This is a genomic window from Ureibacillus sp. FSL K6-0786, from assembly GCF_037965165.1.
In the GTDB taxonomy this organism is placed as follows: domain Bacteria; phylum Bacillota; class Bacilli; order Bacillales_A; family Planococcaceae; genus Ureibacillus; species Ureibacillus thermosphaericus.
In genome coordinates this window covers 1,497,169-1,522,776 of record NZ_CP150191.1, presented here as the reverse complement: position 1 = coordinate 1,522,776, position 25,608 = coordinate 1,497,169, and the positions used below count along the sequence as shown (strand labels likewise).

At 35.0% G+C, this 25,608-nt stretch carries 24 protein-coding genes and 2 pseudogenes; 13 read left to right on the top strand and 13 right to left on the bottom strand.

The window, feature by feature from the left end:
* Positions 1 to 158 precede the first annotated feature (158 nt).
* The 5 genes from NSQ18_RS07390 to NSQ18_RS07370 all read left to right on the top strand — a co-directional run bounded on the left by NSQ18_RS07390 (position 159) and on the right by NSQ18_RS07370 (position 5,547).
* Positions 159 to 1,058, top strand: coding sequence for a TetR/AcrR family transcriptional regulator (locus tag NSQ18_RS07390; protein ID WP_016838504.1), 900 nt, complete (start codon positions 159 to 161; stop codon positions 1,056 to 1,058).
* A 167-nt stretch (positions 1,059 to 1,225) separates the two neighbouring features.
* Positions 1,226 to 2,641: a LysM peptidoglycan-binding domain-containing protein gene (locus tag NSQ18_RS07385; protein ID WP_026019086.1), complete on the top strand. Its 1,416-nt coding sequence runs from the start codon at positions 1,226 to 1,228 to the stop codon at positions 2,639 to 2,641.
* Positions 2,642 to 2,969: 328 nt separating this feature from the next.
* Positions 2,970 to 4,058 carry a DUF1611 domain-containing protein gene (locus tag NSQ18_RS07380; RefSeq protein WP_016838502.1) on the top strand — a complete coding sequence of 363 codons (1,089 nt, stop codon included), beginning with the start codon at positions 2,970 to 2,972 and terminating at the stop codon, positions 4,056 to 4,058.
* Positions 4,055 to 5,197: an alanine/ornithine racemase family PLP-dependent enzyme gene (locus NSQ18_RS07375; RefSeq protein ID WP_168412252.1), complete on the top strand. Its 1,143-nt coding sequence runs from the start codon at positions 4,055 to 4,057 to the stop codon at positions 5,195 to 5,197. Before NSQ18_RS07380 ends, NSQ18_RS07375 begins: the two co-directional genes overlap by 4 nt.
* Positions 5,198 to 5,250: 53 nt before the next feature.
* Positions 5,251 to 5,547, top strand: a complete 297-nt coding sequence (locus tag NSQ18_RS07370) for a hypothetical protein (RefSeq protein ID WP_339287566.1) — start codon at positions 5,251 to 5,253, stop codon at positions 5,545 to 5,547.
* A gap of 453 nt (positions 5,548 to 6,000) precedes the next feature.
* On the opposite strand, the gene NSQ18_RS07365 is transcribed toward NSQ18_RS07370, so the two are convergent.
* The 7 genes and pseudogenes from NSQ18_RS07365 to NSQ18_RS07335 all read right to left on the bottom strand — a co-directional run bounded on the left by NSQ18_RS07365 (position 6,001) and on the right by NSQ18_RS07335 (position 12,385).
* Entirely contained in the window at positions 6,001 to 6,798 is a 798-nt protein-coding gene (locus tag NSQ18_RS07365; protein ID WP_339287564.1) for a nucleotidyltransferase domain-containing protein, read from the bottom strand.
* A gap of 86 nt (positions 6,799 to 6,884) precedes the next feature.
* Positions 6,885 to 7,097, bottom strand: a complete 213-nt coding sequence (locus NSQ18_RS07360) for a DUF1540 domain-containing protein (protein ID WP_016838497.1) — start codon at positions 7,095 to 7,097, stop codon at positions 6,885 to 6,887.
* A 306-nt stretch (positions 7,098 to 7,403) separates the two neighbouring features.
* A pseudogene (locus tag NSQ18_RS07355) lies at positions 7,404 to 8,165 on the bottom strand (iron-siderophore ABC transporter substrate-binding protein); the annotation flags it as partial.
* A gap of 592 nt (positions 8,166 to 8,757) precedes the next feature.
* Positions 8,758 to 8,937 carry a hypothetical protein gene (locus NSQ18_RS07350; RefSeq protein ID WP_208651205.1) on the bottom strand — a complete coding sequence of 60 codons (180 nt, stop codon included), beginning with the start codon at positions 8,935 to 8,937 and terminating at the stop codon, positions 8,758 to 8,760.
* 90 nt (positions 8,938 to 9,027) lie between these two features.
* On the bottom strand, positions 9,028 to 9,717 hold the full coding sequence (gene sfsA, locus NSQ18_RS07345) for a DNA/RNA nuclease SfsA (protein ID WP_339287559.1): 690 nt from the start codon (positions 9,715 to 9,717) through the stop codon (positions 9,028 to 9,030).
* Between the two features lie 100 nt (positions 9,718 to 9,817).
* Positions 9,818 to 11,338, bottom strand: coding sequence for a malate:quinone oxidoreductase (locus tag NSQ18_RS07340; RefSeq protein ID WP_339287557.1), 1,521 nt, complete (start codon positions 11,336 to 11,338; stop codon positions 9,818 to 9,820).
* A 423-nt stretch (positions 11,339 to 11,761) separates the two neighbouring features.
* Positions 11,762 to 12,385, bottom strand: coding sequence for a CoA pyrophosphatase (locus NSQ18_RS07335; RefSeq protein WP_016838487.1), 624 nt, complete (start codon positions 12,383 to 12,385; stop codon positions 11,762 to 11,764).
* Between the two features lie 326 nt (positions 12,386 to 12,711).
* Here NSQ18_RS07335 and ahpC point away from each other — a divergent pair, with 326 nt between their 5' ends.
* The 4 genes from ahpC (at position 12,712) to NSQ18_RS07315 (ending at position 17,186) form a co-directional block, all read left to right on the top strand.
* The gene (ahpC, locus tag NSQ18_RS07330; protein WP_016838485.1) at positions 12,712 to 13,275 is read left to right on the top strand and encodes an alkyl hydroperoxide reductase subunit C; all 564 of its coding nucleotides are present in this window, start codon (positions 12,712 to 12,714) and stop codon (positions 13,273 to 13,275) included.
* 14 nt (positions 13,276 to 13,289) lie between these two features.
* On the top strand, positions 13,290 to 14,822 hold the full coding sequence (ahpF, locus tag NSQ18_RS07325) for an alkyl hydroperoxide reductase subunit F (RefSeq protein WP_016838483.1): 1,533 nt from the start codon (positions 13,290 to 13,292) through the stop codon (positions 14,820 to 14,822).
* A gap of 160 nt (positions 14,823 to 14,982) precedes the next feature.
* Positions 14,983 to 15,306, top strand: a complete 324-nt coding sequence (locus NSQ18_RS07320; RefSeq protein ID WP_016838481.1) for a helix-turn-helix domain-containing protein — start codon at positions 14,983 to 14,985, stop codon at positions 15,304 to 15,306.
* Between the two features lie 308 nt (positions 15,307 to 15,614).
* Complete coding sequence (locus NSQ18_RS07315; RefSeq protein ID WP_016839668.1) at positions 15,615 to 17,186, top strand: IS1182 family transposase; 1,572 nt, start codon at positions 15,615 to 15,617, stop codon at positions 17,184 to 17,186.
* A 104-nt stretch (positions 17,187 to 17,290) separates the two neighbouring features.
* On the opposite strand, the pseudogene NSQ18_RS07310 reads toward NSQ18_RS07315, so the two are convergent.
* Positions 17,291 to 17,786, bottom strand: a pseudogene (locus tag NSQ18_RS07310) (LURP-one-related family protein).
* A 34-nt stretch (positions 17,787 to 17,820) separates the two neighbouring features.
* Positions 17,821 to 18,681 (bottom strand): LysR family transcriptional regulator, encoded by an 861-nt coding sequence (locus NSQ18_RS07305; RefSeq protein WP_016838880.1) that lies wholly within the window; start codon positions 18,679 to 18,681, stop codon positions 17,821 to 17,823.
* A 367-nt stretch (positions 18,682 to 19,048) separates the two neighbouring features.
* Here NSQ18_RS07305 and NSQ18_RS07300 point away from each other — a divergent pair, with 367 nt between their 5' ends.
* Both NSQ18_RS07300 and NSQ18_RS07295 read left to right on the top strand, forming a co-directional pair.
* A complete protein-coding gene (locus NSQ18_RS07300; RefSeq protein WP_157782656.1) occupies positions 19,049 to 19,468 on the top strand; it encodes a hypothetical protein in 420 nt (139 codons plus the stop codon).
* A gap of 270 nt (positions 19,469 to 19,738) precedes the next feature.
* Complete coding sequence (locus tag NSQ18_RS07295; protein WP_016838883.1) at positions 19,739 to 20,905, top strand: solute carrier family 23 protein; 1,167 nt, start codon at positions 19,739 to 19,741, stop codon at positions 20,903 to 20,905.
* A gap of 60 nt (positions 20,906 to 20,965) precedes the next feature.
* On the opposite strand, the gene NSQ18_RS07290 is transcribed toward NSQ18_RS07295, so the two are convergent.
* The 4 genes from NSQ18_RS07290 to NSQ18_RS07275 form a co-directional block, all read right to left on the bottom strand.
* Positions 20,966 to 21,856, bottom strand: a complete 891-nt coding sequence (locus tag NSQ18_RS07290; protein WP_016838884.1) for a manganese catalase family protein — start codon at positions 21,854 to 21,856, stop codon at positions 20,966 to 20,968.
* A gap of 71 nt (positions 21,857 to 21,927) precedes the next feature.
* The gene (locus NSQ18_RS07285) at positions 21,928 to 22,131 is read right to left on the bottom strand and encodes a YuzF family protein (RefSeq protein ID WP_016838885.1); all 204 of its coding nucleotides are present in this window, start codon (positions 22,129 to 22,131) and stop codon (positions 21,928 to 21,930) included.
* A gap of 183 nt (positions 22,132 to 22,314) precedes the next feature.
* On the bottom strand, positions 22,315 to 22,632 hold the full coding sequence (locus NSQ18_RS07280; RefSeq protein ID WP_016838886.1) for a DUF378 domain-containing protein: 318 nt from the start codon (positions 22,630 to 22,632) through the stop codon (positions 22,315 to 22,317).
* Positions 22,633 to 22,880: 248 nt separating this feature from the next.
* Positions 22,881 to 23,252 (bottom strand): helix-turn-helix domain-containing protein, encoded by a 372-nt coding sequence (locus NSQ18_RS07275; protein ID WP_016838887.1) that lies wholly within the window; start codon positions 23,250 to 23,252, stop codon positions 22,881 to 22,883.
* Between the two features lie 201 nt (positions 23,253 to 23,453).
* Here NSQ18_RS07275 and NSQ18_RS07270 point away from each other — a divergent pair, with 201 nt between their 5' ends.
* Positions 23,454 to 24,665 (top strand): MFS transporter, encoded by a 1,212-nt coding sequence (locus tag NSQ18_RS07270; protein ID WP_339287547.1) that lies wholly within the window; start codon positions 23,454 to 23,456, stop codon positions 24,663 to 24,665.
* Positions 24,666 to 24,728: 63 nt separating this feature from the next.
* Positions 24,729 to 25,571 carry an aldo/keto reductase gene (locus NSQ18_RS07265; RefSeq protein WP_016838889.1) on the top strand — a complete coding sequence of 281 codons (843 nt, stop codon included), beginning with the start codon at positions 24,729 to 24,731 and terminating at the stop codon, positions 25,569 to 25,571.
* Positions 25,572 to 25,608: the final 37 nt, after the last annotated feature.

Here is a 25,608-nt window from a genome sequence, read left to right as displayed (position 1 = left end):
AAGCGATAATCCATTTTATTTCCCTCAAACCATTTTATACCGATGGTTCAATTTTTACAACATTATTGCAAAAACTCTACGAGACATTGATATTTCAATTTTAATTATTTTATACTTATAGTATAAAATGTTGTTTTTCTTGCGGAAAGGGTGGCGAAATGAACAAACGTAAAAGGCAAATTATTCAAGCAGCTCGCGAATTATTTATTAAAAAAGGTTTCAACAATACATCCATTATGGATATTATTGAAGCTGCTAATATTTCCAAAGGAACATTCTACAATCATTTCACTTCTAAAAATGAATGCTTAATAGCTATTTTAGAAGAATCAAGAGAAGAGTTAGTCAATGCTCGCTATCAAATAGCTTCAAATAAAGATACCTCTGATATCAATTTACTAATTAATCAAATTGCTATGGGTTTTCATTTAAGTAGAAAACAAAATTTTAATGAAATCTTTTCAACAACCTTCGACTCCAATGATAAGGATATAAAAGAGATTATTGAAAAACATATGGTCATTGAAATAGATTGGTTAGCAAATCGTTTTGTCGATATTTATGGAGAGAAAATCCGTCCTATCTCTTACGAGTGCGCCATCCATACTTTTGCTATCATCGTATTTTCATTGCATTTTATTCATATCGCAACTGGGGTTAAAGTTGCACCTGAATCGATTATCAAAACAGCACTCAATCGCGTCATTGCCACTATTCCAAACATATTAGAAACTGGTGATGTCGTATTTAATGAAGAAATCGTACACGCTTTAAAATCAAAAGTTAATTCAAAAAAATTATCTAAAGACTTCATTGTCAAACAGCTTGAAGGATTTGTGAATCAATTAACTAAAAATGATTCAGAAAAAGGAGTAGAATTAGCCAATTATTTACTCGATGAATTGAAAAAGTCAGAAGAAAAATTATATGTTCTAGAAGCACTCATATCATCTTTTAATAGTGCCTTCAATAACACATCACATCAAAAAGAGGCGAAAGAAATTTCAAATGCCATTTGGAATTATTTAAATTCAAAAAAACCAACTTCGTGCAATTAATGGATATAGGTAAATTTTCCCCTTAATTTAGTACGTTCCAATATAGAAGTATGTTTCAAAAAAAAGAGAAAGTCTTCAAAAATGGAAGACTTTCTTTTTACTTAAGCATATGAATTAGCAAGATGGAACATATAGTGCATTATAAGAATTAGGAAGGAGGCATTCGTCTGAGAATTCATGTCGTGCAGCAAGGAGACACCATTTGGAAATTGGCAAGTATATATCACACAAGCATGAATGCCATTATCCAACTAAACCAACTTCCCAATCCCCGAGAATTACTCATAGGCCAAGCAATCGTGATTCCAGATACAACAACACCGCACATCATTCAATTTGGAGAAACATTATGGTCGATTGCAAGCAATTATGAAGTTTCCGTTCAAGCTATCCAACAAGCAAACCCTACCATCAATCCATATAATTTAATCCCCGGTACAACAATTTATATCCCTCAGCGCTTACACTTGGTTCAACCAGGAGAAACGATGTGGCAAATTGCAGCATATTATGGAACAACGGCAGAAGCCATTATTAAACAAAATGGTCTGCGTAATCCAGATAACATCTACCCAGGGATGGTGCTAATCATACCTAGACCGAAACCATCTATTGAAATCAACGCTTATTCATATCAACAGGATGCAGAAGGGGCAGAGTCTGTTAATGCAGTAGGTAATTTACTTACTTATTTCACACCTTTTTCTTACATGATTAAAGAGGATGGTACGTTAGAACCTTTTGCTGATGAATTAATGCTTAATGCTGCAAAATCTCAACAAGCTATACCGATGTTAGCCATTTCTAATTTTTCATCTACAAGCACTGGCTCGAACCTAGCCCATGTTGTTTTATCCAATCAAGAATTAAGGGAAAAATTAATCAACAGCTGCCTAAAAGTAATGGAAGAAAAGGGCTACCGTGGATTGAATATCGATTTTGAGTATGTGCTTCCAGAAGATCGGGAGAATTATAATGAGTTTTTACAGCTGACAGTCAATCGCCTTCATGAAAGGGGATATTTCGTATCTACTGCGGTCGCACCAAAAACAAGCAATGAACAGGAAGGTTTACTATATACTGCCCATGACTATGAAGCTCATGGCCGTTTAGTAGACTTTGTTATTCTAATGACTTATGAGTGGGGGTGGAGGGGAGGTCCACCACGAGCCATCTCTCCAATTAATCAAATAAGACGTGTAGTAGAGTATGCATTAACGGTTATTCCTGCTCAAAAAATATTTTTAGGATTTCAAATATACGCAAGAGATTGGAAAATTCCTCACGTAGAAGGGGCAATTGCCGAGACCTTTAGTCCACAGGAAGCTATTCGCCGTGCAACCCGTTATAAATCTGAAATCTTTTATGATGAAAATGCTCAATCTCCATTTTTCCGATATGTGGATGAAAGCGGGCAAGCTCATGAAGTATGGTTTGAAGATGCAAGAAGCGCTCGAGCAAAATTTAATTTAGCGAAAGAATATAACTTACGGGGCATCAGCTATTGGGCTTTAGGTTATCCATTCCCACAAAACTGGGCATTATTAAACGATTATTTTGATATTATTAAATTGAATCGTTAACATACTTACATTTGCAGTGCAAACGAAAAATAGATTGTTTGTGCTGCTATTTTTTATGGAGATTTAAGACATAAAGATTCAGTACAATTACAAAACTTCTAAACTATTAACCTAAATTTTGGGAAATTTCATGAATTTTGTTTCTATTTTTTGCGTAAAAAAATAAATAATCTTATAATTAAGTTAATACTTTAACCCTTGGTTTAGTTAACAATTGAATATTTCACCTATAGAACATCTTTTACTTCATTGTATTGGACTCTACCATTACTTCAAGAAGCAACAAAGATGTTTTTTGTTTATTCTTCGGTAAATGGAGGGATTGTACATGAAGAAAATAGCAATTATTTATTGTGAAGGCCAATTTGGTTCAATGGATGGAAAAACCGCTAATGGTCTGATTCGTGAGCCAGGATATTATGAAATAACCGCAGTAATTGATAGTACAAAGAGTGGTTTGGATTCTGGTGAATATTTAGATGGTGTCAAAAATGGAATCCCTTTATGTAAAAACCTCAAAGAAGCATTAACAATTTCCAAAGAAAAACCAACAGATTTTATCCTCGGAATTGCCCCTAGCGATGCCTTTTTAAAAGATGAAGAAAGAGCCGTCATTTTAGAAGCGATGAAGGCTGGCTTAAACATCATTAACCCACTGCAAGAATTTCTAACTGAAGATGATGAAATGATGAATAATGCAAAAAAATATAACGTAACCATTCGCGATATTCGAAAGCCAAAACCGAAAAAAGAGTGGCATTTATTTACTGGTGGAATTTTAAAAATCAATACACCGATTATTGCAGTACTCGGTACAGATGGTGCTTGCGGAAAACGTACAACTGCGAAAGTGCTTGAAAAAGGTTTCAGAAACCGCGGATTCAATCCAATCTTTATTGCCACTGGACAAACAGGTTTAATTCAGGGTGCAGAGTATGGTTTTGCAATGGATGCTTTCCCACTCCAGTATTTAATTGGAGAATTGGAGGGGGAAATATTGCGTGCCCACAAAAATGAAAATCCTGACATTATCATTGTGGAAGGGCAAGGTGCGCTGAGCCACCCAGCCTATGCTAGCTCATGCGGTATTTTAAGAGGTGCAAGACCACAAGCAGTCATCTTGCAACATCCGCCAAAACGAAAAGTGTTAGGAGATTTTCCATTTATGCCAATGCCGGATGTTCAAGAAGAAATTAACTTAATTGAACATTATGGAAATACAAAAGTGATTGCCATCACATTAAATCACGAAAATATGACAGATGAGGAAATCGATCAAACAATTGTAGAATACGAAAATAAATACCATGTACCTGTTAGCGATGTGTTGAAAAAAGGTGATGAAAAAATCATCAATGCAATCATTGACTTCTTCCCATCCTTAAAAAATAAGGATAAGGTCGTGAGTTCAATATGAAACTAAAACCCATTCCTCGAATTGAAATCAATCTTGATAAAATTCAACACAACGCAATCGTTCTAAAACAATTATGCGAAGCAAAGGGGGTGGAAGTGACAGGAGTAGTCAAAGGCGTTTGTGCTGATTTACAAATCGTCAATACATTAATTCAGGCGGGAATCACAAGACTTGCCGTATCGAAAATTATTCATTTAGAAAAATTAAAAAAGGCAAATATCAATGCAACCACTATTTTACTTCGAACCCCTGGGATGTCTGAGATTCCCAATGTCGTCAAATATGCAGATATCAGCATGAACACTGAACTTACCATCATTCGTGCATTATCAGAAGAAGCTATTAAACAAGGGAAAATCCATAAAATTATAATTATGGTAGAAATGGGTGACCTTCGTGAAGGTGTCATGCCAAAAGATCTACCAGCATTTATTAATGATGTAATAAAACTCCGAGGTATCGAAATTGTTGGTTTGGCAACAAATTTTGCTTGTTTTGGTGGCGTCATACCGACAGAAGACAAGATGCGAGAGTTCTCTTCTCTTGTTCAGCAAATTAGGCAACAATTCTCTTTACAACTCCCTATCGTATCAGGCGGAAACTCTGCAAATATTAAATGGCTAATGGAAACGAAAAATATTGGTGTAATCAATGATGTACGTCTTGGTGAATCGATTCTATTAGGAAGAGAGACGACTAAAGGCGAAGTCATACCGAAACTTTATCAAGATACATTTAAATTTGTTGCAGAAGTAATAGAGGCGAAACAAAAACCTTCTGTCCCTTATGGTAATCGTGGCAAAAACGGCTTTGGTGAATCAATCGAATTCCATGAACAAGGTTGGATTAACCATATTCTCGTTGGAGTAGGAAGGCAAGATGTATCTGTTTCGGGCTTAACACCAACAATGCCTGTGAAAATTCTTGGTTCAACCAGCGACCACATTGTGTTAGATGGAAAAAAAATACTTTTCAAACCTGGCGACGAGATAACTTTTATCCCCAACTATGGAGCGTTACTTTCCATTATGACCTCTCCATACATTCATAAAACTTATATTGAATTTAAAGGAAGTAAACATGAGAAACAAAACAATGTATACAGTATTTATAAACAAAAAATTATACCACGTCATTAGTTGACTTTTGGGATGCTACTTATTCACGAAGCATCCCAAATATATTGCCCCAAATGTTTATGCATCAATATAACCTCTCAATAAAACTTATTCTTTTCCTTCCTCCAATTAATGCTTTTCAATGTGATAAAAAAATCGCATCTTGCCATATTAAGATTAACTATCAAGAAAGGAGATCTAATATGGGAAGAGATAATAAACAAGGCCAAACCAATAATGCAAGTTCTTTGCCACAAACACCAAAACAAGAAAAAATCTCTGCTAGAGCCGCGCAAGAAGAGTTTTCTCGTGAACTATCCCAATTAGAACAGTTAGTGTTGGAAAGAAAAAGAAACAAAAAAAATAAATAACATTGTATGGTGGAATTCACATCATAAAGCAAGGGAATTGCTTTTATCTATGTGAATTCCACTTTTTTTAGAAAGTTGCTTAAATGGTTATACTATTGAAAAAATCTATAAGGTGTATTGAATGAAAAGAAACAAGCAAATTTTTATATTGAGTTTATTGGTTACAATCTTAAACATATTTGATGGTATAGCCACACATTATGGTTTAATGAATAATTTCATAAAAGAAATAAATCCTCTGATGAGATTCTTTTTTGAAGCAAATCCATATTTATTTCTAGGAATTAAATTCAGTCTTTCCGTATTCATATTTATTGTTTCTAATCTTGTTATTTTAAGATGCATAAAATCATTTCAACGGTTCTATCTTTATGCTTTAACAGGTATTTCAATCTTATATTCTGGACTTTTTTTCGTACATCTATATTGGTTATGGATGAGTAATTATAGTTTCTAGAATGCATCAAACTTCTCATTCCAAACTTCTCTTAATGTCTCACGAAATAGCTTATCTAACTGGACAGTTGGATTATTCTTTTCTCCATACAGATTATTTATATAGTCCTGCAATGAATACAATTCATGTTCGATATAATCATTGAATATTGGAATAGGCCGAATGGTTTCCCGTTTGTCGAAAACTTTAGATTTCACCAACTGCTCAATCTCATTTCTCAATTTACCATCAATCTTCATTTGTGAAAGCAAATGCTGAAAATGTATCGGTGGGATTTCATTGAACTGTTCAATCCATTTACAAGCGAACAATGAGCGCAAAGCGTATAAATAGCTTTTTACCTTCACATTCTCTCCTAGGAGAGATGCATAATTTTGTTTGGCAATTTGTATGTAATGTGAAAGCATCGATTTCGGATTAAAAACCTCATCCTCCAATAAGCGCAACTTAGAAATAAAGCTATATGGTTGTAAATAAATGGGGCTACTTCTCATCCATTCTAAAATAGAAGGATTACATTTTCGGAATAACCTTAAAGCTTTTGTAACTTCCCAACCGCTTATATCAAGATGATCGTGAATCGGTAACTCGATGACATCTCGTTTTTTTCCAATTCCTTGGGGATCGATTGTAAGATACCAGTCTACTGGATGGATATAAATAAAGCGAACATCGTAATCACTTTCTTTTGAGGCAATTCCCCATGCTCTACTACCAGATTCAACAGCAAATAATACTTTTACATGATGACTGCGTTCAATTTGTTTCAGTTGATTGACAATGACTTCATACATTCATTACAGCTCCTCAAAAAATAAGGGACTAAATAGATTAGTCCCCGCAATTTCTCAATGATTGGCCTGCCCATACTTCCGAAAGTCTACTTTTTAGGTCTAAACGTTTTACAGCAAGTTTCTTCTGATGATTTAGCCCTTTCCTCAATCTCTCGGAAGTCTACTTCTGAAGCAAACTCTGACGACTTATCTTTGGAATCTGAATCCGTATCAATTAAAATTTTCTCCGCACCACAGATATTTCCTTTTCTGTGGAAATAGCAATTGGAGACGGTACAGTTTACTTCTACATTCGGCATAGCAATCCTCCTCATTGAGATAAAATGAGAAACAGCATTACTATTTCTCAAATTGTATTTTGCTCATTTTTTCAACCATTTATTTTGAAAAAAAATAACTAAGAAGTAAATAATTGAAGCGCATTATTTGTTTAAAGGGTGCAAAAAAAAGTGTCTAGAAAGTCTAAACTTTCCAGACACTCTTATATAATCAACCTTTGCTCCTTGAGGTAGTTGAAACAAGTATCCTCGTCGCAAAGTGCCGTTTCAAAATGGCTTTTTCAGACGGCCAATTCTAAGTTTATACTTGGGATATTATGGCAGATATTAATTCGTTAATAATTTTTCTAAATCATCTAACATCAAGTTTGCTGAAATTACACCGCCGGAAGTGTTCCAAATTGCATCGCTCACTTCAAAAGCATTACCGTTTTTAACGGCATTTAGATTTTGCCATAGAGGATCACTTGTCCATTCCTTTGCTGTATTTAATGCCTCTTGATCTCCCTGGGGAGCATAAGTGAAGTAGAATAGGTAATCTGCATCCATTTTCGGAATAACTTCTTTTCCTACTTCAACAGCTAAATTGCCAAGTTTATTATCTGAAGTAAACAACTCTTCCTGATGAGCAACACGCTTGAAACCTAATTCATTGAAAATAACCCCTGAAAATGAATCAGTGTAATAAATACGGGATTTTCCAGCCATAAAGCGAACAACAGAAATTTCTTTGTTCACTTTGTCACCAAGTTTTTCTTTCACGTCGGCAACGTGTTGATCGTAATGACCTAATACCTCATTTCCTTTTTCTTCGAGATTTAACGCTTTAGCATATAACTTAAAGTTTTCTTTCCAATCACCACGTAAAGTTTCAGAAAAAACAGTAGGTGCAATGGCATTTAATTGATCATAAATTTTTTCTTGGCGAAGCTTGTTCCCGATAATTAAATCAGGTTTTAACGAAGCAATTTTCTCCACATTCACTTCACTCTCAGTCCCAACAACTTCGACGCCTTCCATATCCTTGCTAATATGTTCATACCAAGGATCACCAAGCCAAGATTGAACCGCACCAACTGGCTTTACTCCTCCTTAACTAATTGTAGATAATAATCAATTTCAAAAAGCTAATCATAAATTAACCTATACACCTCTGTCAATATACAATTGAAAATAAGAGGTAGTTATTTCCCATGGTTAATGCATTAACAGAGAAAGAATTACAGATATTGAAAAATATAGATTAAATCCCGAATTGATGCATACTTTCAATGTTTATCAATTAATGGATTGGAGTTAAAGGAGAATCATCAACAAGCCATTGATGACTTTCACTACATCATTTTTGAAGCAGATGGGTCATTATTTGGTTATCATCATAAAGAAAATCCACTGCGAAAATATTATGGTAAGAAAACATTTATAGATAATGGAGCAGAGCTCAGAATTAGAAAAACATGTTGTTACAACTATCTCCTTGATAGTATGAAGCGATGCAAAACATGTCCTTGCATTTCTAGAAAGATGGAAACAAAATCATTTAAAAAACATTTAATAGAGTGATCGATTATACGCTTTACAATTGAAGTAAAGCGTTTTTTTATGGTAATACTTTCACTTAAAAAAAGCTATGGAAAAGTATCCATAGCTTATAAATACTCAATAATTCAAATGGTCAGTCTTAATGCCATGCTGTTCTTTCACTGATTGGTTGTTGTATACGCCCTTTTTCCTTTTGGGAGGTTGTTTCAATTGCCATATCAGAAGCAAATTCTGTTGATTTTTGATTAGGGGATTGGTGAAATCGAAGCTTATTTTTGCGTTGGAACTCGCCTTTATGTTTATTATCCTCAATCGACATAACCATCCTCCTTATTGAGCAAATTGAACAAATCTAATTTGTTCATTATTAAATTGTCCTAAATTCTTCTTTTTATGTAACCATCCTTTTTCATATTAATTCAACGGGAATTCGATTACTGATTACCATACATTGTTCACTTACACTTGTTTCGTAAGCTAAAATTTGCACTCCTTGTTTTGAAGCTTGGCGTAACGCATTTGAAAAGGACGGGTCTGTTTCATGATTAGGTACAAAAAGGCGGCAACCCTCCATTTGAATAATAAATAATATGATTCCTTTATAACCTTCCTCCACAGCTTTCACTAATTCTAGAACATGTTTTGTCCCTCTAGAAGTGGGTGCATCAGGAAACACTGCTACTCCATCTTTCTCTAACGTTACGCCCTTAACTTCAATAAACCCTCTTTCTTCTTGCGTTTCAAAGTATAAATCAAATCGGGAATCTCCATATTTCACTTCTTTTTTTAATTTTTGGACGGTTCCAATTTCAGCAATTTTCCCATCTAATATCGCTTCATAAGCAACAGTATTTGGTGCCTGGGAATCGATATTTACCCACCGTTCGCCTTTTTTCACAGCAATGAGCGAATATTTTGTTTTCCGGTTCGGATCATTACTTTCTTCTAGTAACACTTCTACATTTTGTATCAACAATTCCTTTAAGCGACCAGTGTTTTTAACATGGACTTTTTCTTTTTGACCATCGATATAAACTTCAGCAACAAAGCGGTTCAATCGTTGATAAAAGATTCCCCTAACCATATTGATGTATCTCATTTATTTCACATCCATATCCTGTTATTTTGCAAGTAATAAAAAACATACCAGATTCCCTTTATGGAGATCTGGTATGTTAGGACGGCTATGTAGAGAGCCTTCATGATTGAATTGTTTCTAATTCTTTCTCTATATTTTCTTTTCCTAAACCTAAAATTTCATCAGTAGAAGCTTGTATTTCTTTGAATAGATCTGGGTTGTCTAGTAATTTTTGACCATAGGATGGGATCATTTCTTTAATTTTTCCTTCCCATTTTTTCATTTCTTCTGGGAAGCAGCGATTAATTACATCAAGCATTACTTTTACTGCTGTAGAAGCGCCTGGAGAAGCTCCTAATAATGCAGCGACAGAGCCGTCAGATGAAGTAATGACTTCTGTACCGAATTGCAATGTACCTTTACCGCCAGTTTCAGTATCTTTAATTACTTGTACGCGTTGTCCAGCAATAATAATTTCCCAATCTTCAGCTTTTGCATTAGGAATAAATTCACGTAATTCTTCAATGCGTTGTTCTTTCGTTAACATAAGTTGTCCAATTAAGTATTTTGTTAACGGCACGTTTTTCGCACCGCAAGCAAGCAAAGTAAATAAGTTATTCGCTTTGATGGAAGCAAATAAATCCATGTAAGAACCAGTTTTCAAGAACTTAGGTGAGAATCCTGCAAATGGTCCGAACAATAAAGATTTTTCACCATCGATATAACGAGTATCTAAGTGCGGCACAGACATTGGAGGTGCTCCAACTTTTGCTTTACCATATACTTTTGCATGGTGTTTTTTAATGATTTCAGGGTTTTTACATACTAAGAATAAACCACTTACTGGGAACCCACCAATGTGCTTACTTTCTGGAATTCCTGTATCTTGAAGTAAATGTAAGCTTCCGCCACCTGCACCAATAAATACAAAATCAGCAGAAACGTATTTCATTTTAATGCTGTCTAAATCGTGGACTTTTAATTCCCAACGGCCGTCTTTTGTGCGTTTAATGCCTTCAACCATATGTTTGTAATGTACTTCAACACCTTGATTTTGTAAGTGTTTCACTAAAATGCGCGTTAATTCACCAAAGTTTACGTCCGTGCCTGAATCAATTTTTGTAGCTGCGATTGGTTCTGTAATAACGCGGTCTTCCATCATTAATGGAATCCACTCTTTTAATTTTTCCGGATCGTCACTGAATTCCATACCTTCAAATAGATGTAATTTTGAAAGTGCTTCAAAACGCTTTTTCAAGAAGGAAACATTATTTTCACCTGTAACGAAACTCAAGTGTGGTAACGGCATTATAAAATCTTGCGGATTCTGAATTAAATTATTTTTTACAAGGTAAGCCCAAAACTGCTTAGAAACTTGGAATTGTTCATTTACATTAATTGCTTTGGAAATGTCAATGGAGCCATCTGGTTTTTCAACAGTGTAGTTAAGCTCACATAGTGCGGCATGTCCTGTACCCGCATTGTTCCATTCATTTGAACTTTCTTCGCCAGGCTTATCAAGTTTTTCGTAAATCGTAATATTCCAATCTGGAGCAAGCTCTTTTAGTAACGTCCCTAAAGTTGCACTCATAATACCGGCGCCGATTAGAACGACATTTTTCTTAGTTTGACTACTACTCATTTTATAACCATCCTTATCTCCCCTATTTTTTCCATAAAGATGTAGACTATTTTTTGTCAACATCTTCTTGTACATTTTGACCTTATTATAGTATAACACTTTTAATTTGAGATTTAAATATTATATCTATGCTCTGATAGCAAGTTAAAATGTACATTTATGGAAAGGATTTTTTTTATACATTCATGTGTATAAAAGCTATCATTACTTTCTTTTCTTATATTGATTTATATTATTTACCGTATTTGGTGAAATTATTTTCGAATGCATGATGAATAAAAAATGAAATATTTGGATTCATTACAATTATATTGATATAACATCTTGAGCACAAAACAAATGATAAGTGCTAGCAAATTTTTTATTTAAACAACTCTGATATGCTTCGTAATCATTTCTATAATTTTACCATTAGAGAATATCTTATTTATTTTTCAGTATTTCAACAAAATGTTTTAAAATTCTCGCCGTTAAACCCCAAATGGTATACTGCTCATAGTCGTAAAACCATTCTTCCATTTCTCTTGTTCTCCATTGATAATCCTTACCATTAATAATTTTTTCATAAGGAAAATCTGATGGCGGAATGATCTTTATTTTTACTAAATGAGAATATGGCTCATAATTGAGAAGCCACTTTATTGGAATCGTAAAGATTTCTTCTACTTCTTCTTTATTATAAGAAGGTTGAATAACTTGATTATCAATTGTTGCAACATATGGATAAATGACAAAGGAAGGGGAAGTTATTAACGGACTTAGTTCACCTATTACTTTAATTGTATTAGGGTGAATTCCCAATTCTTCATGGGTTTCCCTCAAAGCTGCTTCTAATGGAGATGCATCTGAATCTTCGACACGGCCTCCCGGAAAACTAATATCTCCTGGCTGTTTTCTTAACGTAAATGAACGCACTTCAAAAAGAATATGCCATTCTCCTTCTATTTGAATGATGGGAATCAACACTGCAGAACGAAAAGCTGTTTCTTCACCAATAAATTTTATTTGCTGTGTATTTAACTTTCTCTTCAATTGTTCCAAAAACACTAAACTCCACTCTCCCCTCTATGAAACCTTTGTACTCTATCCTAACATAAACATTCATTATAGATAGGAGTTTGTTTCTTGTATTACCCATTCGTATCTTCTAAAATAAATATATAGTGAAAAATGGAAAAGTTTAGTTTGTTCGTCACTTCAATTCATTTTCCATTTTTATGTATATATATGTAGTCTAAAATATAGACTAATGTTTGAAATGTTTAATATATTCCATTTGACAAAAAAAGATATGTATATAATAATTAATCCTAGCTAATAATTATTATCAAAAAGTTTTAATATTAAAAATAAGATTTTTGGAGGTAATGAATATGTCATTAATCGGAAAACAAGTACAACCATTTACTGCTCAAGCTTACAAAAATGGTGAATTCATCACAGTAACTGAAGAAGATTTCAAAGGTCATTGGTCTGTAGTTTGCTTCTACCCTGCTGACTTCACATTCGTATGCCCAACTGAATTAGAAGATCTTCAAGAACAATATCCAAAACTTCAAGAATTAGGCGTTGAAGTATTCTCAGTTTCAACTGACACTCACTTCACTCACAAAGCATGGCACGATACTTCAGAAACAATTGGAAAAATCACTTACGCTATGATTGGTGACCCAACTCACGTTCTTTCTAAACAATTTGAAGTGTTAAGAGAAAACGAAGGTCTTGCTGATCGCGGTACGTTCATTATCGATCCAGATGGTGTAATTCAAGCTGTTGAAATCAACGCTGAAGGTATTGGCCGTGACGCAAGTGCTTTAATCGACAAAATTAGAGCTGCTCAATACGTACGTAACAATCCTGGTGAAGTTTGCCCAGCAAAATGGAAAGAAACTGGTAAAACACTTAAGCCAAGCCTTGACCTTGTTGGTAAAATTTAAGGAGACGATTCAACATGGCATTAGATGCAGAAATAAAATCTCAACTAAGTCAGTATTTACAGCTGCTTGAAAACGATATCGTTTTAAAAGTAAGTGCTGGTTCTGACGAGGTATCTGAAGAGATGCTAGCTTTAGTTGATGAGCTAGCATCCATGACACCAAAAATTAAAGTAGAAAAAACAGAACTAAAAAGAACACCAAGCTTTAGCGTAAACCGTGTTGGTGAAGACACTGGTATCACTTTTGCCGGTGTTCCATTAGGACATGAATTTACTTCATTAGTACTAGCTTTACTACAAGTAAGTGGCCGTCCTCCAAAAGTTGAGCAAAATATCATTGATCAAATTAAATCTATCAATGACGAATACCACTTTGAAACTTACGTTAGCTTAACTTGCCACAACTGTCCTGATGTTGTACAAGCACTTAACATCATGAGTGTGTTAAATCCTAACATTACACATACAATGATTGATGGCGCTGCGTACAAAGAAGAAGTGGAAAGTAAAGATATTTTAGCTGTACCAACAGTTTTCTTAAACGGTGAACCGTTTGCTAGTGGCCGCATGACGATTGAAGAGATTCTTGGAAAGCTCGGTAAAGGCTCAGATGTGGAAGAGCTATCCAATAAAGATCCGTTTGATGTATTAGTAATCGGCGGTGGGCCTGCGGGAGCTAGTGCAGCAATTTATGCAGCTCGTAAAGGTATTCGAACAGGTATTGTCGCAGAACGCTTTGGTGGGCAAATTTTAGATACATTAACAATTGAAAACTTCATCAGTGTAAAAGAAACAGAGGGACCTAAACTTGCAAAAGCCCTTGAAGAACATGTGAAAGAATATCCTGTTGATATCATGAATTTACAACGTGTAAAACACCTTGAAAAGAAAGGCGATCTAATTGAAGTAGAACTTGAAAACGGCGCCGTTCTGAAAAGTAAAACAGTCATTATTGCAACGGGTGCACGTTGGCGTAACATTAATGTACCTGGTGAACAGGAATTTAAAAACAAGGGTGTTGCATACTGCCCTCACTGTGACGGACCATTATTCACAGGAAAAGACGTTGCGGTCATCGGTGGAGGAAACTCCGGTGTTGAAGCAGCGATTGACCTTGCTGGAATCGTTAATCATGTCACAGTGCTCGAATTCAATGAGCAATTAAAAGCTGATGAAATCTTACAAAAACGTCTACATAGCTTGTCTAATGTGACGGTTATTACTAATGCTGCTACAAAAGAAATCACTGGTACAGACAAAGTCAACGGACTTACATATGTAGACCGTGTTACTGGTGAAGAAAAACATATTGAATTAGCAGGTGTATTCGTTCAAATCGGTCTTGTTCCAAATACAGAATGGTTAGAAGGTACACTTGAACGTAATCGCATTGGTGAAATCATTGTAGATAAAAAAGGCGCTACGACAATCCCAGGTGTGTTTGCAGCAGGTGACTGTACAGACGGTCCATATAACCAAATTATTATTTCCATGGGCTCTGGCGCAATTGCAGCATTAAGTGCATTCGACTATCTTATTAGAAATTAATATTACAATAAAGCAGTCCTTTTTTGGACTGCTTTTTTATTTTCACTTGAGATTTTTATTCAATGTTTAGTTACTTACTGTAATGATGTTAAATAAAATAACTTATTTTGTTTTTATAAGCGACTTTTTGATAAAATACTTAATTAGAGAGGTGTTGTAATTGGAACAGCCAGCGATTTGCCCAAAATTTGAAAAAGCAATATCCATCTTAAGTCAGAGATGGACTGCATTAGTGATATATCAATTACTTTCTGGACCAAGACGTTTTAGTGAAATACAGTCAACTATCGGTATTAGTGGAAAGGTTTTATCTGACCGCTTAAAAGAATTAGAACAAATGGAGATTATTAATCGAAAAGTGATTCCTTCTACTCCCGTCGTGATCAAATATTCATTGACGGAAAAAGGTCGTTCGATGGAACCCATATTGAAATCAATTGAAGAATGGTCTCAACAATGGATTTCCGTTGAATCTGTTAAATGATAAGAAGCCAAGAGCTTGGGACAAAACCCTAGCTAATAAAAAATCGTCACTTATGATTTTTCATGAAGTGACGATTTTTTATGGAAAACGTTGTTCTCCGTTCCGGCCGACGCTTTCCGCGGGCACGGCTCAAGCCTCCTCGGTACTCGTACCTCGCACCTGCGGGGTCTTGAGGCTCGTGCTGTTCCCGCAGGAGTCGCGGCCTCCACGTCGAACAACTTAACTTTCTTAAATTTATATAAACAAAAAAAGAGGCTCTTTTGATAAAATTAAGTCACCACAACAAAATCTTAGAAAGGAGCCTCTTTATGTTTAAATATTATAACATGAATCAATTAGTTTTACCTATAGATTTAGAAGTTATATTACAAGAAAATGATATTGCCTACCATATTCATCATTTAGTCGAAAGCATTCCAGACGAAGCTTTCGCTCCGTTTTATAAAGAAACTGGTTGTCCATCCTATCATCCCCGAATGATGTTAAAAATTATCTTGTGTGGTTATACGCAATCTGTCTTTTCAGGTCGTCGTATTGAAGATTTAACAAAAGATAGCATTCGGATGATGTGGCTAGCTCAAGGATATGAACCAAGCTATCGTACCATTAATCGTTTTCGTGTACATCCCCAAATGCAAGAATTAATCCGTCAATGTTTTGTACAATTCCGTTGTCAACTTATTGAAGAAAAATTAATAGATGAAAAAGCCGTTTTTATTGATGGTACTAAGATTGAAGCGAACGCAAATAAATTTACATTTGTATGGAAAAAGTCGATCGAAAAGCATCATGCCAATTTAATTAAAAAATCAAATGAAGTCTATGACCGTTTACTTGAAGAACAAGTCTTACCAGCAATTGAACGTGAAAATGAAGAAGAGCTTTCAGTAGAAGAACTAAAAGAAGTAGCATCATCTCTTGAAAAAGTAGTCGATGACTATTCTACAAAAATTGAAGCTTCTGAAGATCCGGTGGAACGAAAACGACTACGTAGTGAAAGGAAAACACCAAAACAGATATTAAAGCAAGTGAATGATTGGATTGCACGCAAAGAAAAGTATCAAAATGATTTGGAGATTCTACAAAACCGTAACAGCTATTCTAAAACGGATCACGATGCGACATTTATGCGAATGAAAGATGACTATATGAAAAATGGACAATTAAAAGCAGGCTACAATATCCAAATCGCAACAGAAAATCAATTTACACTTGCTTATGATGTATTTCCAAATCCAACAGATACGAAAACATTGACACCTTTCTTGGATACGATTGAAGAACGGTATTTTGATTTACCAGAATATATAGTTGCGGATGCTGGATATGGTAGTGAACCGAATTATGATGACATTATGATAAAACGAGAACGAACACCTTTGATTAAATATGGGATGTATGAAAAAGAGCAGAAGAAAAAATACAAGGATGACCCATTTAAACCAAGCAATTGGATATATGATGAAGTAAATGATACCTATATATGTCCGAATCAAAAAACTCTTTCATTTAAATTTGTTTCGACACGTAAGGATTCTTCTGGATTTGTTCGTCAATTTAAAGTGTACGAGTGTGAAGATTGTACAGGTTGTCCAATCCGTCATTTATGTACGAAAGCAAAAGAAAGTACGAATCGAAGATTGCGTATAAATTTGAAATGGGAACAACAAAAAGCATATGTACAACAAAAGCTTTCAGAGCCTGAAACTGCCGAAATCTATCATCAACGTAAAATTGATGTAGAACCAGTTTTTGGATTTCTGAAGGCTATTTTGGGATTCACACGATTTTCCGTTCGAGGAAAATTCAAAGTAAAAATTGAAATGGGAATTGCCCTAATGGCCACAAATTTAAGAAAATATGCACTACGAGGGGTGTAAAACCCTCATGAATTGGATGAAATTGTAAAAGGGTGAGCTGTTTCAAACAACTCACCCCTTATTTTTGAGGTTGAAAAATACTTATGTCCCAACCTCTTTTTTTATCAAACTGAACTTGTGGCAGACGCAATTCTTTGATCTTCCTTCACACAATCAATGGCAATTACAAGAGCAATAATGATGGTTTCCACCTCTTCTTTTAAGATTTGTGCTTTATAACTGTCTCCCCAAGAAAACCATTCTTTGCTTACTTGACCTATTTTTTCACCATGTTGGAATACTTGAAAATCCATATCCCACCAATTACCACGTACTTCTATTCCAGCTGAATCTATCGTATAGCGCGATTTAAAAAAGGTAAATTCCTTTATGATTGTTATGACGTGCTGCCTTCCAACTTCAACAGTAAATTTTGGCAATACACCAAATACTTTTTTGTAATAAGGGCTACTTGTTGCCCCTCCATATTATCAATTGAAAAGGTTTTTGGAATTTTTAAGAAGCTCCCTTTTCATAGTACACATCATTCTCATGTTCATCTTTGATCGTAAATTTATCAGTTAAGCTAAAAAACTTTTGTTTTATATACAGTTGTTTCATTAAGACTCTTCCTTTCAAAAAGGTTACAAACCTTTTAAGACAGTTTTCGAATGATGAAATCGATAAAATAGCGACTAGCAATTGGCAACGTTTTTTTATTTTTATAAGCAATGCCAATTGTTCGAATTATCGGAGGATCCACTTCTTTTATGACAAATCGGTAACGAACTTTTTTCATCACCATTTCCGAAAGAATTGAAACACCGAGTCCACTTTCGACCATTGACATTATTGTATAATCATCAATTACTCTATATTGAATATTAGGGTGCAATCCTATTTTCTTAAAAGCATTTAGTGGTTCATTTAGTTCTCCTTCTTCAAGTAATATAAACGGTTCTTTTGCTAAATCTTCTAATGTGACTGTTGAATTGTTCGCAAGAGGATGATTTTCTGGTAAGATTGCGACCATATTATCCTGCTTTAAAACAACTGTTTCTAAGTCTTCTGCCGCATCAGGATTGACAAACCCGAAATCCACACTGCCTTCTTTAATATATTTGACGATACTTGTATATTCTCCTTGTTGCAGGTGAAATTGCACGGATGGGTAAAGGTGTTTAAAATCTTGCATTAAACTTGGCAACCAATTGCTTGAAACGCTTGTAAAAGTTCCAATTCGAATATGCCCGTTTGCTAATCCTTGCATTTCCTTCGCTTTTTCAATCAGTTCTGCATGAGAATTTGCAACTCTCGTAATAAAAGGCAAAAATTCCTCTCCATCCGGCGTTAATGTAATGCCTTTTCTTGAACGGTATATCAACGTTGTCCCCATTTCTTCTTCAAGAGCTTGAATCATCTGACTGATAGCAGACTGAGTATAACCAAGTTCTGCCGCTGCTTTTGTGAAGCTCCCTCTTTCAATCACTTTTAAGAAAGCATAGTATTGTTTCATTTCTTATAAAACCCCTTCATAGACTTGCCTATGTAATAATTATAAACATTAATTTTACTAGATTCTTCCCTAATATGTAAAATGATGGGATGAAAACTGATATTCCAATAGCAATGGCTTATTTTATAATTTCTATTGATATTACTTGTAATTAAATCCTTTTGAAGCAGTAGTGATGTCTGCCGCAAATTGAATTTTAACTGGACATTTATGCTAAAAGTGGGCTTCTTCACTTTAATGAAATCAAATTCATCAATCCATTCATAATTCATAAAAAATCGTATTATGATGAAATAAGCAAAGGAAAAAGGAGGAACAACAAGCTTTAAGTAAAAGGAAATGGCGACGTTAGTAGGAGCATGGAATAATGACAACAAGGAGTGTATACATGAGGGGATCCATTTGGATTAAGCTTGCAGTTCTTTACTTGATTTTTGGAATTTGTGTAGGATTATTTATGTCGATGACGCTTAAACTTCAATGGGGTTCTGCTCATGCACATGTAAACTTAGTTGGTTTTGCAACAACGGCTATTTTCGGAGTTATCTATAGCCTTTATCCAAGAGCTGCAATCAATTCATTAGGTAAAACACACTTTTGGCTTCATCAATTAGGGGTCCCGGTTTTCCTACTCAGCGCCTTTTTAGTTCAAGTCCCTGGTATGCTCGATACAGCACATATTTTCACATATCTTGGCGGCGGTGCATTTTTATTAGGCAATCTCCTTTTTATCATCAACGCTTTTAAAAATATTAATGAATCTAATATTAGTAGGAAATCATTATAAAAATTTAGTACGCATCAATAAAGGCATGCAAACTTCATTTGTTTGCATGCCTTTTCGATTCTCTACAAACTGATTTTGTGAGTACCTAACAAAAGGCAAAGGGTGCCTCCTTTTCTTTTAGGTCGTTCATTACTCTCCCAACTTATGTACAATTTTATTCTTCATCACTATATCCTTCATTAATTTGTCTTATTTCAATAGTGAAAATTTAAAATTCATATTCTAAAAATTTCATGACAGAAATACCATTTATTAAGGAGGGACACTTGTTTGAAAAACTTTTTGAAAGCGATTCCATTGTCTTTGCAGCATTTGTTTGCTATGTTCGGTGCGACGATTTTAGTTCCAGCACTCACCGGATTAGATCCAGGTAGTGCACTTGTTGCTAGTGGTTTAGGGACTTTAATATTCCATTTGATTACGCGTGGAAAAGTTCCTACTTATTTAGGATCGTCCTTCGCTTTCATTGCGCCTTTAGCATTGTATGTAGGGGAATTGAATTCGCCGGGCGAGGCAGTTGCAGGACTTATTAGTGTTTCAATTGTTTATGGAATTGTTGCACTTCTTATTACTTTTATTGGTTTTGATAAAGTCCGGAAAGCAATTCCTCCAGTAGTTGTTGGCCCTGTTGTGAGTATCATTGGGTTAGCATTAGCAACGACAGCTGTTACAAATATGGCTAGTGTAAATTGGGATGTAGCAATCGTCAGCCTCCTTGCCGCAATTATCGCGACACTTGCAGGAAATAAAATGGTTCGTTTACTGCCAATTATTATTGGCCTAGGAGTAGGATACATTTATGCCGCAATTCGTGGAATCGTCGATTATAGCCCAATTGTAGATGCTCCAGTATTTGCTCTTCCTCATTTTGTCATGCCTGAATTCACATGGATTGTCATTTTCGGAATGGCACCTATTGCATTAGTTACAATCATCGAAGACTTAGGACATATGTTCGTATTAAATGAGATTACAGGTAAGGATGTAACGAAGGATCCAGGATTCTCAAGCATTCTTTGGGGAAACGGTCTCGCTACATTTATCTCTGGTTTAATTGGAGGTCCTGCACAAACAACTTATGCAGAAAACCTTGGCGTATTAGCAATTACTCGTCAATTCTCTAGCAGAATTATTCAAGGTGCGGGTGTCATTGCCATCTTATTAGGTTTATTCGGAAAAGTAGGGGCTGCAATTCAATCTATTCCTGTTGCTGTTATGGGTGGTATTTGTATCTTGTTATTTGGTATGATTGCTGGGATGGGAATACGCCACATGATCGAAGAAAAAGTGGATATGACGAACATGAAAAACTTAATTATTGTAGCAGTTATCTTTATTATCGGTATTGGATATGCAAACGGGATCGCTTATGCAACAATTGCTGGATTGCTTATTTATTGGCTTATTCCTGATTTTACAACAAAGAAGCAAAATTAAAATAAAAATGCCGTTCCACATCTTGTTAAATGTGGGACGGCAAATTTTTTCCCAAACTTATTACAAGTTGCTTTGCAGTCTTTTTAAAATCCGTAAATAATCATCCCGGTCAATTCCAGGAGCAAATTCTTCTGGAAGTTCAGGAAAATCTGGTACCGGTGCTCCTTCTGGCATTCCGTGAATCACTCTCAACTGTTCGCCCGTTTCAGGATTCTTCCCTTTCCAAATTTGATTAATATCGCGATAATCTTCTTCTCCCCATGTATACAATACATTATATAATCCCTGTTCCATAAATGGTCTTGCATAATCAAATTTGTTATTATCAAGACTTGGTACTGGGAGCATTTTTCCAACATCTACTCCTGTTGCCATTTCGATTGCTTTTGCATAAGCAATAATGTGTGTGCCACCTCTAACGAGTAAGTATCCAATCATCGTTAAGGCAGTCGGGTGAGTTGTCATCTCGTAAACCCTCATTTTATGAGTTCTGGCACCAATCTCTAATAAATAATTGAAAAGTAAATCAGCTACGAGGTTACCGGAATTTGTAACGTATTCACCATTCCATGGTCTACCCATTGAATCTCCTGGATAAGCAGTTTGAGCAGTCGTCGTAAAGTGGAGGGAATAACGTGCGTCTTTTCCGTTTTGGAGTGGAGCGGTATCAGGACCAGTTGGAACTGTGTTGCCAATGGAGAGCAGGTTGATAGTATTCGCCACTAACTCCACATGACCAAATTCTTCTGCTGTAATACTTGCCACTAAGTCATAAAAAGGTTTAAGCTTTTTTTTGCCGCGGAAATTAAAGGATTGGAACATGTAATTGTTTAGCGTAGACATTTCACCGAACTTACCACCAAGTAATTCTTGAACAGCTGCAGCGGCATTCATATCACCATGTTCCGGAATTGGTAAGTCTATCAGAATTTTATTCACTCGTTTCATCATAAGCGATTAAGCCTCCATCCATAATTTTTAACCGTTTCTATCTTATGATGGACGGAGCTTGACCTATGCATTCATAATGGTTGAATCCAAATAATTTGTTCAGTTCGAACAAAAAATGGCGATCCACCCATATGAATAACAATATGATCTGGCATCACGGTTTTCAATTCCCCACGTACACTGCCGCGAACTGTTTGAACAGCAATGGATCGATTTAGAAGGCCTTTTAACGACTCAAATACATACGGATCACTGAGTTTCCAGTTTCCACTCATATTTCAACACCCCTTTTTACGAATCCATTGCAATATATGCAATATTTGACGAAAATGTGCTATTGTCTACGGAGTTTCAAATTTTATAATAATCCAAAATTTTCTTCTTAATGTAAAAGCAACAAAAAAAGTGCTGCACTCTTGAGATGATTACGTAAAGTGCTGCACTTTCTTAAAAGTATTTTATTCATTTCGCTTGTTTTTTTCTTCTACAGAAGTGAAATCAGCTTCTTCTCCAAATTCCGTTCCGTAATTAATATTGTTTTGTTGGCTTCTAGGACGAACCGTTTCTTGTCGCTCCATATCTTCCCATGGTTGAAACAAGAGTGTTAAACAAAATAGTCCGCTTAAACCAACTAGACTGTAGATAATACGTGATAAGGCTGTATCTTGTCCTCCAAATAATGTCGCGACTAAATCAAAATTAAAAAATCCAATAAGTCCCCAATTAATAGCTCCGATAATTGCTAATACTAAAGCTATTCTTTGCAACGTTCTCATGCAACATACCTCCTTTATTCTCCATTTACAATTCATTGGTATTTGAATTGTATTTTTATCATTTGTTTCAAAGGAGGTTTTCATACGTTTAAAGTTGGGATTTTTTATAATGAATGGTTTCCGAATTTGGAGTTTGTTACTAATATTTGAATTTATTGATATTCTGATGCTAACTTTTGTTAAGAATAAACTTTTCCTTTGTTTAGCTTAATTGAAGACAGAAAATAATACTTACACTCTAATTCAATTTATTTTAAGTGTTCATTTAAAATGTTCTCTTCCAAAACTCCATCTGTACTACCATACACTTTGACGATATGTTTTTCCCCCCAAGTACATAGAGCATCTAGAATCCCTTTCAAACTCCAACCATATTCACTTAATTCATACTCAACCTTCGGAGGAACTTGATGATAAACAATTCGTTTAATAACTCCATCTTGCTCCAATTCGCGTAATTGTTGAGTTAACATTTTCTGTGTTATATCTGGCATTAGACGCTTTAATTCGCTTGGACGTTTCTTACCGCGAATTAAATGGCATAAGATGACACATTTCCACTTTCCGCCTATCACTTCTAACGTTGCTTCCACTGATATATTATATTTTTTATTCTTCAATAATCCTTCCCCCTATTCAATAGGTACCAAAAAGTAACTATATCACTAATAAGTATCTATGGCACTTTAAAGTACGTAATTTCCCTTTTGTTTTCTATTATTCATAATAGCATTATCCAAATAATCTACGTAGATTTTTGGTCAATCATTTAAGCCAAAAGTGTCTATTTATTAGAAAGTCAATTTTTGGGAGGAAATTAAATGGCTTTAAGTAATCATCAAAGTATATTAGCATTATTAGCTTTAGCTATTAGTGCATTTGCAATAGGAACAACAGAATTTATTAGTGTAGGTCTCTTACCGCTAATAGCCGAAGATTTGGAAATATCGGTTACAACAGCAGGATTAACCGTTTCTTTATATGCTTTAGGAGTGACATTTGGAGCTCCAATTCTAACATCCCTAACTACTAGTATGTCACGAAAGCTATTATTACTTTTGATTATGTTCATATTCATCATTGGGAACAGTATTGCTGCATTTGCAACAAATATTAGTGTTTTACTTATTGCCCGTGTCCTTTCTGCCTTCTCACATGGAGTCTTTATGTCCATTGGTTCTACAATAGCAGCAAATTTAGTATCAGAAGAAAGAAGGGCTAGCGCCATATCCATTATGTTTTCTGGACTCACTGTTGCCACTATTACAGGAGTACCAATCGGAACGTTTATAGGACAACAATTCGGCTGGAGAATTGCCTTTTTCATTATTGTGGTCATAGGAGTAATAGCCCTTATTGCAAACAGTTTGTTAATTCCATCCTCTTTACCAAAAGGAACTCGTACAACGTTTCATGATCAATTCAAATTATTAACGAATGGTCGCTTACTATTATTGCTTATCATTACAGCCTTAGGTTATGGAGGTACCTTTGTAGTCTTTACTTATTTGTCTCCAATTCTACAGAATATAACAGGTTTTCAAGAAGGAACAGTTGCCTTGATTCTTCTTGGATATGGTATTGCTATCGCTATTGGCAACATGATTGGCGGAAAATTATCTAATCGCAATCCAATTAAGGCATTATTTTATATGTTTATTGTACAGGCAGTCATTTTATTTAGTCTTTTATTTACCGCGCCATATAAATCATTAGGATTAATTACCATTTTCTTAATGGGGCTTCTAGCTTTTATGAATGTACCTGGTCTACAAGTGTATGTAGTAATTTTAGCCGAAAGATTCGTACCAACTGGGGTGGATGTAGCCTCAGCAATCAATATTGCTTCATTTAACGCTGGAATTGCAATAGGTGCCTATTTAGGGGGTATTATTACAGACACTATAGGTCTTATTCACACCTCTTGGATGGGAGCGCTTATGGTGATAATAGCAGCCATTCTTTCTGGTTACTGCCTATCTTTTGAGAGTAAAGATCGAAATAAAATCGGAGTAAAGGGGGTGGTCTCTTAAAATTTTTCTCAAGTCATAAACCGATTGATAAATCCTGAATATAGAACATTGGAGGTCATAACGTTGATTACTAATTTACAAGATACAACTACTTTGTATAATGGTGTAAAAATGCCTTGGCTTGGAATTGGTGTATTTAAAGTAGAAGAAGGTCCAGAATTAGTAAATGCTGTTAAATCGGCAATAAAAAATGGTTACCGCAGTATTGATACAGCCGCTATTTATAATAATGAAGAAGGCGTTGGGCAAGCCATTCGTGAAGGGATAGAAGAATTAAACATTCCAAGAGAAGATCTATTCATTACATCAAAAGTGTGGAATTCTGACTTAGGCTACGAATCAACTATTGCCGCATATGAAAAAAGTTTAAAGAAACTTGGTCTTGAATATTTAGATTTATATCTAATCCACTGGCCTGTGAAAGGTAAATATAAAGAAGCTTGGAAAGCATTGGAGACCCTTTATAAAGAAGGTAGAGTTCGAGCAATCGGAGTAAGTAATTTCCAAATTCACCACCTTGAGGATTTAATGAAAGATGCTGAAATAAAACCTATGGTTAATCAAGTTGAATATCATCCTCGATTAACACAAATCGATTTAAAAGCCTTTTGTCATCAAAACGGAATTCAATTAGAAGCATGGTCACCTTTAATGCAAGGGCAATTATTAGATAATCCAATCTTACAAGAAATTGCGAATAAACATAACAAATCAATTGCCCAGGTAATCATTCGATGGGACTTACAAAACGGAGTAGTAACTATTCCAAAATCAATTAGAGAACATCGAATTATCGAAAATTCAAATGTATTTGACTTTGAATTAACTAGAGAAGAGATGGAAAGAATTAACGAACTCAATCAAAATCTGAGAGTAGGACCAGATCCGGACAACTTTGATTTTTAAAAAACATTTAACTACACCACTATTAGATGGTGTAGTT